We start from the raw sequence: 13,470 nt of genomic DNA, 5'->3' as shown, positions 1-13,470 counted from the left end.
GCCGTTCAGAAGGTCGGGGTGCGTCCGAAACTTTGCCGATCATTCATTCCCTGCCAAGATTAACTCGGCAAGCGAGTCTAGCTCCCCTTTTGCAGTCTTCCAGTCGGGCATGTGCCTAGTGAGCAAATCGAAAAATCGCTTGCTGTGGTTATGTTCGATCAGATGGCAGAGCTCGTGTAAAATGACATATTCGATGCAGTGACGTGGTGCCTTTATGAGTGCAGGGTTCAGGTAGATAACCCCTTCGGGCGAGCAGCTTCCCCATTGCGTTCTCATACGCATAAGCTTGAATGGTGGCAGGGCGTTAATCCAACTCAACCGCTCCGAGATTTCGCCGACCTTCTTGCTCAAATATTCGGTGGCGCGATCACTATACCATGCATTCAGTCTGCGTCTTACGGCGGCTCGATCCGCCACTGGCAGCGAAACTTTGAGTTTGCCCTTCAAGAGTTTGACTCCCGAGCGATGCGCTTTGCTCTCATGGACAATGAGCTTGTGCCGCCGACCAAGATAGAAGTGGGTTTCGCCGCTTACATATTCGCGCGGTAGCGCCATTCGTCGCGCGGCAATGGCTGCGTTCCGATGCTGAAAAATCCATCTTGCACGTCGCTGGGCCGCCGCCCTTATCTGATCAGCTTCCTTATCTTTTGGAGCTTCAATTTCCACATCACCGTTGGGGTAGACGTGGATGCGGATACGGCCCGTGACAGCAGCGGTTTGTCGAACGAGACACGAGACCTCGTGATCGCCGTATCGGACAATCATGTTTTTGCGCCACTGCCACGAGCAAGTCCGATGCGGGTTACCTCTACAACCTTCTCAGTAATGACCTTTGCTTTGTCCAAGCCGGTCAGGCGGAAGAGGCGCGACAACAAAGCCTTACGTATGGCCGCTTCAATGTTTGCCGGGTTCAGCGAGTTTTCCGCAATGGCGCTCTCGACGGACTTTTCCATATCCAGCGCTGCCCGGATGAATTCTTCCTGTTCGTCCCCGTTTGCGACCGCGTCGCCAATCTCCAACCGGATAATCCCGAAATAGGCGCTCGCATGGTGGTGACCTTCGAGGCGTTTGGGCAGGTCATCGACCTTCTTAGCGGCGAGCTTGTCCTCCAAATCCTTGAACAGGATGTATTGCTTATAGGGGTGGTCAAAAAGCGCTGATGCTTCCGCAATGGCCCGCTTGAGCAGGTCCGAAAAGAACAGCTGCGCATAGGGATCGTCAGCCAGTTCTTGCTCGATCGTCTTTCGGACTCTGGAGCGGATGATGTCGGTTTCGTTGCGTGTTTTCTCAGGGGACCAGGTTTCGGCGGCCTGCTGATTCCCAAGCTGGTTGACGATCAGAACGCCGTCCACGTTCTCCACGTCCTCGCCCACAACATAGCGATCGACCAGCCGCCTGATCTGATCCTCGTAGGCGCTGTAATCGACGGCTTCCTGTGCGTCCTGCTTCACAATCTTGCGAAGGTTGCTGAAGAACTTGAGGTCGCGCTTGTATTGCTCAATCTGCCCTTCCGTGATCGACGTGTCCTCGAAGAACGAACGCGATCCGAGGGCGATCTTCAGACACATGCCGTAGGCTGTCAGGGCTTCGTAGAAATCCTCCCTGATCTTCTGGTTCAGGTCGATAGGTGTTCCATCCTCGCTCTCGCGGGTCTGCGGCACCAGCAGCTGCCGATACTGCTCGATATCAGCCCTGTTTTTGACTGGTTTGAAGAGCATCCAAAGGTCAGCGTGGAGGCCGGGTAATCGCTTATACTCGGTGCAGACATCGGCATAGAGTTCCTCAATGTCGTCGAGATCGAAGCCGCCTTGCGTGCGTTCTGCGAGGTCTTGATATTCCGTGAGCGCGGTATCCAGCGCCTTCAGAATGCCCCGATAATCGATGAGCAAGCCGTACTTCTTCTGCTCATGCAGCCGGTTCACGCGGGCGATGGCCTGGATCAGATTGTGCTGTTCGAGCTTCTTGTCGATATAGAGGACAGCGTTGCGCGGCTCATCAAATCCGGTGAGCAACTTGTCGACCACGATCAGGATGTCGGGTCGGCCCTCGGTCGAGAAATCCTCGATAACTTGGCGCTCGTAATCCTCGGGGTCGCCTTTGACGTTTTCCCTCCACCATTGCAGCACCTCGGGCAGTTCTGCCTCATCGACTTCCGAATGGCCTTCGCGGGTATCAGGGGGCGAAATGACGATGGCGCTGCTGACCAGACCGGTTTCATCCAGTGCCTTCTTGTAGCGGATGGCTGACCGCTTGGAATCGGTCGCCAGCTGACCCTTCAGACCGAGATCAAGATCCTTGAAGTTCTCCTTGAAGTGAGTCGCGATATCGAGTGCGATCAGGGCAATCCGGTCGTCGGAGCCATAAACTGCGCCCTTCGTTCCGAACTTCTTCTTGAGATCGCCTTTCTGCTCGTCGGAAAGGCCAGCCGTGACCTTCTCGAACCAGTTATCGATCGCACGTTCGTTCACGTCGAGGATCGGCTTGCGTTCCTCGTAGAGCAACGGCGTCACCGTACCGTCCGAAACGGCGTCCTTCATCGTGTAGGCGTGGACGATGCGCCCGAACTTGTTGGCCGTCTTGTCGTCCTTTACCAGCGGCGTGCCTGTGAACGCGACATAGGCGGCGTTTGGCAACGCCTTGCGCATCCGCTCATGGTTCTCGCCGCCTTGGCTGCGGTGCCCTTCATCGACCAGCACGATCATGTCCGCGCTGTCATTCCGGCATTCCGGGTGGCGCGCCGCGCTGCCGAACTTGTTGATGATGGTGAAGATGATCCGCTCGGTGCCCTTGCCGATGCGCTTGGCGAGATCGCGGCCCGATTGCGCCTTGGCTTTACCGGCATCTTTGGAGCCGATGTCCGAACCGAATGCGCCGCCGGTCAGGAAGTTACCTGCCAGCTGTTTTTCCAGATCGCGCCGGTCCGTCACGACGACCAGGCGGCAGGCCTTCAGCTTCTCGTGGAGCAGCAGCGCCTTGCACATCATCACCATTGTGAAGCTTTTACCCGAACCAGTGGTGTGCCAGATTACACCGCCTTCGCGCGCGCCATCGGGCTTGATCCGGCTTATCTGGTCGAGCAGTGCGCGGATGCCAAAAAATTGCTGATGGCGAGCAACGATCTTGTCCACCTTGCGGTCGAACAAGACGTAGGAACGAACGAATTCCAGCAGACGCTCCGGGGTGCAGAGGCCGATCAGCAGGCGGTCCTGCGCGGTCACGGCCTGATCGTCGCTCCACAGATGCTGGAAGTGATCGCGCACCTCGCGGACATGGTTTTTCAGGATAGCCACGCGCGGATCGGTCGCCTTCGCGGCATTCTTGATCTGGCGGAAGTGATCCTCGGAAAACTCCTCTTCGCGCCATTGTGCCCAGAATTTGCGCGGAGTCTTGGTGGTGCCATAGCGACCATCGGTCATGCCGATGGCGAGCAGCAGATGGGCATAGCAGAACAGGTGCGGGATTTCCTCCTGCCCCTGGTTGCGGATCGTCTGGCTGATCCCTTCGTCCACCATCGACTTGTTGGGATTGCCACTGTCGGGCCGCTTGGCCTCGATCACCAGCAACGGAATGCCGTTCACGAAACCCACGATATCAGGCCGCCGCGTGTGGGTACCCGGCACAGCGAGCACTTCCATCTCCTCGCTGGCGATAAAGCTGTTAGCCAGTGGGTGCGCCCAGTCGATGATCGGCACCGTGACGCTATGCTTCTTCCCATCGACGAATTCGGTGACGGTGATGCCCAGCGTGAAGGCGTTGTAGAGCTTCTCGTTGGCGGTGATCAGCCCTTCGTTGAGCGCGGGCGAGGTTAGCTCGCGGACGATCTGTTCGATCGCGTTGGTCGAAAGCGGATATGTCCGCCCCTTGTAGTCGAACGTCCGCCTCCGCAGCTGTTCTATCAGCACATCGCGCAGCACCACACCCTGATTTCCGCCGCGCGCGGCAAGGCACGCCTCGGGCGAGAGGTAATCCCAGCCCAGCGAAACCAGCGTTGCGAGGGCCGGGATATGGGAGCTGTAAAGTTCGGCGGTGTTGGGGGTGATCGTCATGGTCAGAGCTTGTCGAACACTGAACCCATGCGGGGGCTGAAGAGCCGCTCATAGGTACGCAAGAGATAGGTGTCCGTCATGCCAGCGACATGGTCGCAGATGATGCGCGGATCGTCATGGGCTGCGGTGAATTTGGCGTAGGCGTCGCGCGGCAACAGGCGCTTCGGGTCGGCCTGTAAGGCTTCAAACACCGAAACCACCATTGTCTGCCCCTTGAATTCCAGATGCTGGACGCTGGGGCTGAGGATGACTTCGTCTGCGACAAGGTCTTTGAGCGTCTTTAGGAAATCGCGGTGTGGCTGTTTCAAAACCACGTGGTAGCGGATGAGAGGTTCGGAAAAGACCTCCTTCTCTTCGTACTCGGCAGCGGTGATGAAGTGGTGCACCAGCCTGCTAATGAAGCGTTTGCGTGTACCGCTGTTGGTGAACAAGCCTTCGACCATATGCGTGAAAACGTCATTCGCGCTTTCGTCGGGATATTTCTCCTTGAGGGCATCGAGAAACGAGGGGCACTTATCCTGCAAAGCGAAGGCGAGAGTTTCCTTGTCAATCAGGCCAAGCGCGATGGCATCCTCGAGGTCGTGCACTCCGTAAGCGATGTCATCGGCGGCATCCATGATGCTGCAGTCGAACGATTTGTGGCGCGGAACATGGTGCTTTCCGGTCTTCAGATCGCAGGCCTGAAACTCTTCGCGCTCTGCTTCGGAGAGCGGGTTTATGATCCAATCCACCACATCGCGTTCGCAATCGAGGTAGCATTTGGGGGGCTTGCTGGCCTGATCATCGATGATGTCCAGCGTTGTCGGGGCACTGAACAACTTTGGCGCAATGGCCGGATTTCGCGCCTGCGAAAAAGCGACGGGATACTTGAGAACGCCCATCAGGGTGCGGCGAGACAGGTTTGCTCCGGCGTTGGCCGAAAAGCTCTCAAGCCGGGACAGGATACGCAAGGTTTGGCCGTTGCCTTCGAAGCCGCCATGCGAACGCATGCAGTAATTGAGCGCCACCTCACCACCATGCCCGAAAGGTGGGTGACCGAGATCATGGGTGCAGCCGATCGCCTGGATCATGCTCCGGTCGGGCAGATGCGCAGTGGCAGGGTGTTCGGGGAAGCTCTTGGCCAGTTGTTTGGCAAGCCCGCCAGCGATCTGCGCCACCTCCAATGAGTGGGTCAGGCGGGTGCGATAGAAATCGCTATCGCCAAGATTGAGGATTTGTGTCTTGCCCTGCAAGCGGCGGAATGAAGCTGAATGGATAACCCGCGCATAATCGATGTCCCCATCCTCGCGAGCATCCTCGACTTGGGGTGTCCAGCCTTCACGTCGTGCGTTCCAGCTCATACTCATGTTCCCCAGACGCTGGCGGAAACAGCGTCGTAATACTCAACGCCAAGCTGCCAGTTCGCAGGTCGCATAGCGGCCAGTTCGTGGGCTCGCGCCATGATGCGTTGGTTGTCATCTGTGAGCGGATCGCCAAAGATGCCAACGTAAAGCTTTTTGAAGCGCCCTCGGCCAATCCTGACAAGGATGTGATCATCATTCGCCGCAAGCGAATGGCCGAATACGAACATGCAATGTTGGCCCTGCTTCACATTGGCGGTGAACTGCTTGAAGCCTTGGTAGAGGTAGGCGTTGTGGCGGATTTTCGCCTTCTTCTTCGCGCTGGTGCCCTCGGCGACGAAGAGTGGATACGCATCCACAGCAATCGCTGCGCGGGCCTGATCGACAAGCGGGACATTCGTTCGAACCCAGGTGTATTTCTTCAGCTCTGCACCTGAATCGAATAGGTGCAGCGCACCGTGAAGGAAATGCACACGCGCATCATGTGCGCCGGTTTCGCCCTGCCAGACGACGTAGTCCGCATCGGGATCGTCCTCATCGTTACCGAATCCATCGTTCTTGGCCAAGTTGATCGGATCGCCGAACGGCATGTCATCATGCATCAGCGTCCAGTAGAGCAGCAGGTCATAGTTGAGCGTGAAGACCTGCCCTGCTTTGGGTCCGGCGAGGAAATGCGAGAGGAAGCGACGACAAGCCCAAAACTTGGCATCGGGGATGTCCGGCGGAACGTTGGGATGATTGCCGGCGATCGTCTGGACGAGAATCTCCTTCAGCGCACTGGCGTGCTCGAGCATCTTGGTGATGGCCTCATCACCATCTGGGACATAAGGCGGCAAGATTCTGGCCGCGTTTTCCAGTGAGCGGATTGCCTGCTCGAAGTCTTGCGTGCCGAGAGCGGCGAAAACGGCTTCGACTTCGGGAACTTGGGCGAAATCCGCCTGCGCGAAGAGCGATCCATAGTGAAAGATGTCAGCACGGCAGGCGATGCTGAAGCCGTTGCCGAGCAACAGGTGCCGCTTAGAGTACTTTTCGGAATCCTCGATTGCTTCTGCGAATGTCATCAGCGGCATCAGGCCACCTCGCTTTCTGGGAGTTTGACCCGCCGTTTGCCGGTGAGAAGTTGCTGCATCAGCGCGGCCTTTTCTTGGCGGAGGGCGGTGAGCTGGGCTTCGTATCCGCGCTGAACATCGGCCACCGCATTGACCGCTTCATTTATTGCGCGCTGCTCTGCCAGCGGAGGCAGGGGCAAGGGAATCCGTGAGAACTCCTTCCAGCGAAGGCTGCCGCGTCGGTCGACGGAGGCGTTGGTCGCGGCTGCAAAAATCTGGCGGTATCGGTCGGTCTTCAACAGCTTGTAGAGGAAGCCGTCATCCACCTGTGCATCGGTCACGAATACGCAATAGATTGGACTGACGATCCCTGCATCAAACAGGTCCTGATAGCCGATCGACCCTTCCTCGATGTGGTTCGAGGGGAAGCCGAAAGTGCCACGCCGCATTACCTTATAGTTCGAAGTATCGTCGCTGTAGACCTTCTTCTTGAAGTAGGTCAGCGACTCTACCATTCCGTCATATTTGGAGCAGGAGAGGACCGGATAACCAGCCTCTTCACCAGCGCGTTCGGAGATTTCCTTCGTGACATCACCAATGCGCAACGTGCGCCACTCCCCCGAAAAGCCGGCGAGACGTTTCTTGGGTGGGCTGGTGCCATGGGGGAGCAGCTGTTGCATCAGCGCCTGCTTCTGCGCGCGGGCGTTGGCGATCAGCGCCTCGACCGTCTCGATGGCGCGGTCCCACGTTGCCAGCGTTTCAGCAATTTCGCGCTGCTCGTGCAGAGGGGGCAGCAACACGCTGTGCTGATCGATGTCCGATTTCTTGACGTGGACGAGCGTTGCTTTGAAGCCATGAGCCTTAGCTTCAATCCGATCGGTTACATGTCGCAGTGCGATGTAAAGCCAGTCCTTATCGACGTTCTTGGCGGGGAAAACCTTGAAGATATGCTGGTTAAGTACGCCAGTGGGGCCCTTCCAAATTGTGGGGCCGAAAGACGCCCCCTTTGTGCCCGCCCACGCAAACAGGATTTGACCAGGGGGGACCAGCCACTTCTGCTCTGGCGTGCCTGCAAAGTAGTTGAAGTTCTGATTTCCATTCAGATTCTGAATGCGAATAATCGGATAGCCGCTTTCTGACCAGTCGGGTGGACGGAAGCCGTGTCCGTTCTGCAGTTTGCAGATTTCCGAAACGGCGGCGATTTCCCACCCCTCCGGAATCATTTCGCACCGCCCTTGCCCTTGGCGGGCTGCTCAGCGGCGAGCTTTTTCACCTTGGCGGTGGCCTCGATAAAGTGCTGCTCGACCGCGCTCGGCGCGTTGATCGCGCGGGTGTGCCAGCGGTCATATTCGGCATCGACATGACGCTTGGCCCGATCAGCGGTGACCTTGCCCGCACCATCGAGCAGCGCGTGATCGCCCAGCTTCAGGAAATCGTCCAGCTTGGCGATCCAGTCGGCCATGTGCATCGGCTTGCGGTTTTTCGCCATCGCCTCGGCAAATTCCAGGAAGGCAACGGTGATGCGGTTCAGCGTCTCCATCTCGTCGTCCGCCAAATAGTTCTTTGCCACCTGCGCGTCCTGTTTGGTGGGCGGCCGCCCCCGCTTCTCACCGGGCCAACTGGTCAGCCCCATCATCGGCTTGGCGCTGTCAGCGCGGGCCAGCTTGGTTTCCGCTGCCGTTTGGCCGTGTGCGGCGTGGTGCATCTTGTTCTGCACCGTCTGGAAGAACTGCTGGCTGGCCTCTGCTCTGGGGTCATAATCCACGGCGGTTGCGTAGATATCGAGCACCTTCTTGTAGAACAGCTTTTCCGACGCGCGGATGTCGCGGATGCGGGCGAGCAGCTCTTCGAAATAGTCGTTGTCCGGTTCCTTCAGGCGCTCGTCGTCCATGACGAAGCCCTTGACCAGATATTCGCTCAGCGCCTCCGATGCCCAACGCCGGAATTGCATCCCCCGCAGCGACCGCACGCGGAAGCCGACTGCGAGGATCATTTGCAGGTTGTAGTGCGCAATCTGGCGGGAAACCTCGCGCTTGCCCTCGGTTCGAACTTGTAAGTAATCGTTACAGGTTGCTTGGCTGTCCAGCTCGCCATCCTCGTAGATCGCCCGGATGTGCTGAGTGATCGCCTGCGAGGTGACCTGAAACAGCTCGGCCATGTCGGCCTGGCTCAGCCACACGCTGCCATCGCTCGCCTGAAGGCGAATGACGGTGACGCCGTCCTCCGTCTGGTACTGGATGATCTCGCCCGCCATCAGTAGCCAAGCTCCTTGAGATAGCCGTCCATCTTCTCTTCCAGCGCGGCGAGGTCAGCCTTGAGCTTCAACCGCTCGGCGCGGACGGCGACCAGGTCGATCTCCTCCTCTTCCTCGAAGGTGTCGACGTAGCGCGGGATGTTGAGGTTGTAGTCGTTCTCGGCCAACTCTGCGGGCGTGGCGAGATAGGCGTATTTGTCGACCGTTTCGCGTGCCCGGTAGGTCTCGACGATCTTCGCCAGATTGCTGTCATCAAGCTGGTTCTGGTTCTTACCCGATTTGAACTCGCGGCTCGCGTCGATGAACATCACCTTGTCATCCGACTTGGTCTTGCGGAAAATCAAGATGCAGGCCGGGATGCCGGTGCCATAGAACAGCTTTTCCGGCAGGCCGATCACCGCTTCGAGCAGGTTTTCCTCAATCAGCTTCTGGCGGATGCGGCCCTCGCTCGCCCCCCGGAACAGCACGCCGTGCGGCGCCACCACGGCCATGCGCCCAGTCCGGGGCTTCATGGTTTCGATCATGTGGAGGATGAAGGCGTAATCGCCTTTGGTGCGCGGCGGGATACCGCGCCGGAAACGCCCGAACTTGTCGTTCTCCGCTGCATCGACACCCCACTTGTCGAGGCTGAAAGGCGGATTGGCGACGACGATATCAAAGTGCTTAAGCCGGTCATCGCCGTCCAGCAACTTGGGGTTGTTGATCGTGTCGCCCCACTCGATCCGGTGATTGTCCTCGCCGTGGAGGAACATGTTCATCTTGGCGAGCGCCCAGGTGCTGCCGATCGATTCCTGGCCGTAGAGCGCGTATTTCTTCGACCCGCCGAACTTGGCCTGCACGCGGCGACCGCATTTCATCAACAGCGAACCGGAACCACAGGTGGGATCGCAGGCTTCCTCGCCCTCGGTCATGTCCATGATCTCGGCCATCAGTTCGGATACTTCGGGGGGGGTGTAGAATTCGCCTGCCTTGCGGCCCGCGTCGGCGGCGAAGTTCTTGATCAGGAATTCGTAGGCGTTGCCGATCACATCCAGATTGCCAATGCGAGAGGGGCGCATGTTCAGCTCGGGACGCGAGAAGTCTTCCAGCAGGTGGCGCAGGATGTCGTTCTTCTGTTTCTCCTCACCCAGCTTGTTGGAGTTGAAGCTGATATCCTGGAACACGTCGCGCAATTTGCCGACGTTAGCCTCCTCGATGGCGTGCAGCGCCTTGTCGATCCGTTCGCCGTTGCCCGGCTCGTGCCGCGCCTTGTAGAGCGTGGTGAAGTTGGCGGATTCGGGCAGTACGAAGCGCTCGTTCGTCATCAATTCGGCGATCAGCTCGGGCGTATCGCCATATTCTTTCTGGTACTTATCGTAGTGGTCCTGCCACACATCCGACAGGTATTTCAGGAACAGCATAGTGAGGACGTAGTCCTTGTAGACATCGGCAGAGACCGTCCCGCGAAAGGTGTCGCAGGCAGCCCAGACGGCCTTGTTCACTTCGTCCTGTTTGATCTGGTCGTTCATTATGCTCTCTGTTCCGGGCGCTGAAAGGCAGGTGCAAGCAGCTGCTGGGCAATGGCCGTCATTTCGGCGGCTCTGTTGTCGATGAGTTGGGTCAGGATTGCGCGTTCGCCTCGCATAGCTGCATCCAGATCGGCGATGTGTTGCTGCTGGGCGAGCGGCGGGATCGTGATTGGCAGATTCTCCACCACCTCGCGTTTGAGGTTGAGGATGTAGGAGCCTGTCGCGCCCGCCGCGAAATAGTCCTGCGCGGGCTTCTGCATCATCTGCCAAGCTAGAAACTTGGGCAGGATCGCGTCGGTTCTGACGCGGATGACAAAGAAATGCGGTGAGCAAACGACCTGTTCGTCACGTTCCTCGATGCAATAGGGGAAGTTGCGCCCACCGCGTGTGGACAGAATGATGTCGTTGGGCCGGAGAAATGCTTTTGCGGATGGGCGTGGCAGCTCAATGCGCGAAAGCCCATCCCAATCGATCCCAGTATCAGGATCGGCGTTGCGCATTTGTATAACGGCGACCCCGCCTTCCGGCAGCGCATCGATTTTGCCGCGAAAAGGGTAGCCTGCAGAGATTGACGCGAAGCCACCCAGAACATCAGTATCGTATGCATCAAAGCACTTCATGCGACACATGATGGGCTGGAGAACGAAGTTTGTCAATCCCACCTACGTTAAGGCGCTTGACGCATTAGAAATGTGGCGCGCGCGGCCTAACTTTGTGATCGTGTGCAATCTCGGTGACGTATCTGCGATACCCTTGAGAAATCGGAATGGCAGCTTCTGGTCTTTGCATTCTGCAACGGAGACGTTCCGGATCGTCCTACGAGCGGACTTCTATTACGCAGCTTCTACATCCTCGCCGATCTCCTGCCGGACCTTCGGACCTTTCGCGATTCGCCGGCCTAACGCTTCTATAAAGGCGTCGTAGCGATCGTTCCCCAAGCGGCGCATCGCGGCGCGCTCGGTTTCGGGCGGCTGCGGTGTGTTCGACAGCCAGAAGCGGACGAACAGCGCGATCATCTCGAGGCCGATCCCGACATCGCGCTCAAGCCGTGTCTGGCGTCGATCGAGTCGATCAAGACGCTTGGCAATGGCCGCCTCGCGCTGCTCGTCGGCGTCAGGCGACAGGAAGGATGCAATGGCCGCCTCGGCGACCAGCGAGCGCGACTTGCCGCGCCGGTCGGCATAGGCGGCAAGAGCCTGCATCAGCTCCGGGTCGAGATAGACCGAGAACGGCGTCTTGGTGGTCATAGCTCGATGCCGTCATCAGGATCGAGCGACGCCTGCCGTGCCATGCCCCGCATCTGTCGCCGCACTGTTGCCTGCCGCACCGCGTCGGTGTCCTGCTCGTCCAGCTCGAACTCGTTGGCGGGCGTCGGGCCCGGTGGCGGCGCGATGTCGATATGCCGCTCCATATCAGGCTCGCGGCGCAGGTCCGCATTCTCCGCATCACCCTCCGCTCCTGCTTTCCTGGTCGCCTTTTTCTTCTTCGGCTTTTTCGGCGCCTTCTCCTCGGTCGGCTCGGGCATCGGCGGCGCCGCGATTGGCGGCATGCCGCTCCAATCATCGGGGCGCGGCTTTCCGACGCCGGCCTTGGGGTCCGGCGGCGGCAGCAGCCGCTCGGTAAACCGCCGGTCCTTGAAGTAGCGAACCTTCCTGGCGCGGATCGGATGCACACCCGCCACCATCACGATCTCATCGTCGGGCGGGAGCTGCATCACCTCGCCGGGCGTGAGGAGCTGGCGGGCAGTCTCGGAGCGCGACACCATCAAATGGCCTAGCCATGGCGAGAGCCGATGGCCGGCATAGTTCTTCATCGCGCGCATTTCAGTGGCGGTGCCGAGCGCGTCGGAGATGCGCTTGGCGGTGCGCTCGTCATTGGAGGCGAACGAGACCCGGACATGGCAGTTGTCGAGAATCGCGTTGTTGGGGCCGTAAGCCTTCTCGATCTGATTGAGCGACTGCGCGATCAGGAAGCATTTGATCTTGTAGCCGGCCATGAAGGCGAGCTGGCTTTCAAAGAAATCCAAGCGCCCCTCGGACGGTAGCTCGTCGAACATAATGAGCAGTTCGTGACGCTCGGCCGCGGGCTTCAGATCCTCGGTCAGGCGCCGCCCGATCTGATTGAGCATGAGCCGGATCAGCGGCCGGGTGCGCGAGATGTCGGAGGGCGGGACGACTAGGTAGAGCGTGGTGGGCAACGCTCCCTCAACCAGATCGGCGATGCGCCAATCGCAGCGGCTCGTCACCTCGGCGACGACCGGATCGCGATAGAGGCCGAGGAACGACATCGCGGTCGAGAGGACGCCGGATCGTTCGTTGGCCGATTTGTTGAGCAGCTCCCGCGCGGCCGAGGCCACGACGGGATGGACGCCGACTCGCCCAAGATGCGGCGTGGTCATCATCGCGCGCAGGGTGGATTCGATCGGCTGGCGTGGGTCCGACAGGAAGGCGGCGACGCCGGCCAGGGTCTTGTTCTCACCGGCATAGAGGACATGCAGGATCGCGCCGACCAGCAGCGCATGGGAGGTCTTTTCCCAGTGGTTGCGCTTCTCCAGGCTGCCTTCGGGATCGACCAGCACGTCGGCGACGTTCTGCACGTCGCGCACCTCCAGGGCGCCCTTGCGGATTTCGAGCAGCGGGTTGTAGGCGGCCGAGCGCGCGTCGGTCGGATCGAACTGCAATACGCGGCCGTGGCGTGCGCGAAAGCCCGCGGTGAGTTGCCAGTTCTCGCCCTTGATGTCGTGGACGATACAGCTCTCCGGCCAGGTCAGCAGCGTCGGCACCACCAGACCCACGCCCTTGCCGCTTCGGGTCGGCGCGAAGCACAGCACATGCTCGGGGCCGTCGTGGCGCAGATAGTCGCGTCCCAGCCGGCCCAGCGTGACGCCGTTTGGCCCGAGCAGGCCGGCGGCCTCCACTTCCTGGCGCTCCGCCCAGCGGGCCGAGCCATAGGTCTCAGCGTTGTTCAGTTCGCGGGCGCGGCGCACCGACATGGCGATGGCGACGATGAAGGCGAGGAAGCCTCCCGAAGCGGCGATCAGCGCGCCGGTCTCGAATATCCTGGGCGCATAGGCGTCGTAGAAGAACATCCAGACGAAAAAGGCGTAGGGTGGATAAACTGGCCACCCGAAGACGACGAACCAGGGCGGGCCGAGTTGCGGCTGATAGTCGAGCGCCGCGGCCGTCCATTGGGTGGCGATCCAGAGCGTCGCAACGATGATCGCGAGGACGGTGACGACCTGGCCCCAAAGAATCTTGCTGGCGGGCATATTCA

At 59.3% G+C, this 13,470-nt stretch carries 10 protein-coding genes; all 10 read right to left on the bottom strand.

The features are described from left to right. Positions 1-39: 39 nt before the first annotated feature. The 10 genes from GQO94_RS16950 to GQO94_RS16905 all read right to left on the bottom strand — a co-directional run bounded on the left by GQO94_RS16950 (position 40) and on the right by GQO94_RS16905 (position 13,465). A complete protein-coding gene (locus GQO94_RS16950) occupies positions 40-765 on the bottom strand; it encodes a M48 family metallopeptidase (RefSeq protein WP_156842620.1) in 726 nt (241 codons plus the stop codon). After that, a complete protein-coding gene (locus tag GQO94_RS16945; RefSeq protein ID WP_156842619.1) occupies positions 762-4,046 on the bottom strand; it encodes a type I restriction endonuclease subunit R in 3,285 nt (1,094 codons plus the stop codon). Before GQO94_RS16945 ends, GQO94_RS16950 begins: the two co-directional genes overlap by 4 nt. A 2-nt stretch (positions 4,047-4,048) precedes the next feature. After that, on the bottom strand, positions 4,049-5,386 hold the full coding sequence (locus GQO94_RS16940) for an anti-phage deoxyguanosine triphosphatase (protein WP_156842618.1): 1,338 nt from the start codon (positions 5,384-5,386) through the stop codon (positions 4,049-4,051). Positions 5,387-5,388: 2 nt separating this feature from the next. Then, positions 5,389-6,456, bottom strand: a complete 1,068-nt coding sequence (locus GQO94_RS16935; RefSeq protein ID WP_156842617.1) for a DUF4917 family protein — start codon at positions 6,454-6,456, stop codon at positions 5,389-5,391. After that, on the bottom strand, positions 6,456-7,658 hold the full coding sequence (locus GQO94_RS16930) for a restriction endonuclease subunit S (RefSeq protein ID WP_156842616.1): 1,203 nt from the start codon (positions 7,656-7,658) through the stop codon (positions 6,456-6,458). Before GQO94_RS16930 ends, GQO94_RS16935 begins: the two co-directional genes overlap by 1 nt. Then, the gene (locus GQO94_RS16925) at positions 7,655-8,689 is read right to left on the bottom strand and encodes a virulence RhuM family protein (RefSeq protein WP_156842615.1); all 1,035 of its coding nucleotides are present in this window, start codon (positions 8,687-8,689) and stop codon (positions 7,655-7,657) included. Before GQO94_RS16925 ends, GQO94_RS16930 begins: the two co-directional genes overlap by 4 nt. Next, positions 8,689-10,197, bottom strand: coding sequence for a type I restriction-modification system subunit M (locus GQO94_RS16920; protein ID WP_156842614.1), 1,509 nt, complete (start codon positions 10,195-10,197; stop codon positions 8,689-8,691). The genes GQO94_RS16925 and GQO94_RS16920 overlap by 1 nt, the downstream gene beginning before the upstream one ends. Next, positions 10,197-10,817 (bottom strand): restriction endonuclease subunit S, encoded by a 621-nt coding sequence (locus GQO94_RS16915; protein WP_198046014.1) that lies wholly within the window; start codon positions 10,815-10,817, stop codon positions 10,197-10,199. The genes GQO94_RS16920 and GQO94_RS16915 overlap by 1 nt, the downstream gene beginning before the upstream one ends. 213 nt (positions 10,818-11,030) lie before the next feature. Next, the gene (locus GQO94_RS16910; protein ID WP_156842612.1) at positions 11,031-11,444 is read right to left on the bottom strand and encodes a CopG family ribbon-helix-helix protein; all 414 of its coding nucleotides are present in this window, start codon (positions 11,442-11,444) and stop codon (positions 11,031-11,033) included. Continuing rightward, the gene (locus GQO94_RS16905) at positions 11,441-13,465 is read right to left on the bottom strand and encodes a conjugal transfer protein TraG (protein WP_156842611.1); all 2,025 of its coding nucleotides are present in this window, start codon (positions 13,463-13,465) and stop codon (positions 11,441-11,443) included. The genes GQO94_RS16910 and GQO94_RS16905 overlap by 4 nt, the downstream gene beginning before the upstream one ends. Between the last annotated feature and the right edge of the window lie 5 nt (positions 13,466-13,470).

Origin of the sequence: Novosphingobium aquimarinum, from assembly GCF_009746585.1 — a bacterium.
In the GTDB taxonomy this organism is placed as follows: Bacteria; Pseudomonadota; Alphaproteobacteria; order Sphingomonadales; family Sphingomonadaceae; genus Novosphingobium; species Novosphingobium aquimarinum.
This window is presented reverse-complemented; position numbering and strand designations above follow the sequence as displayed.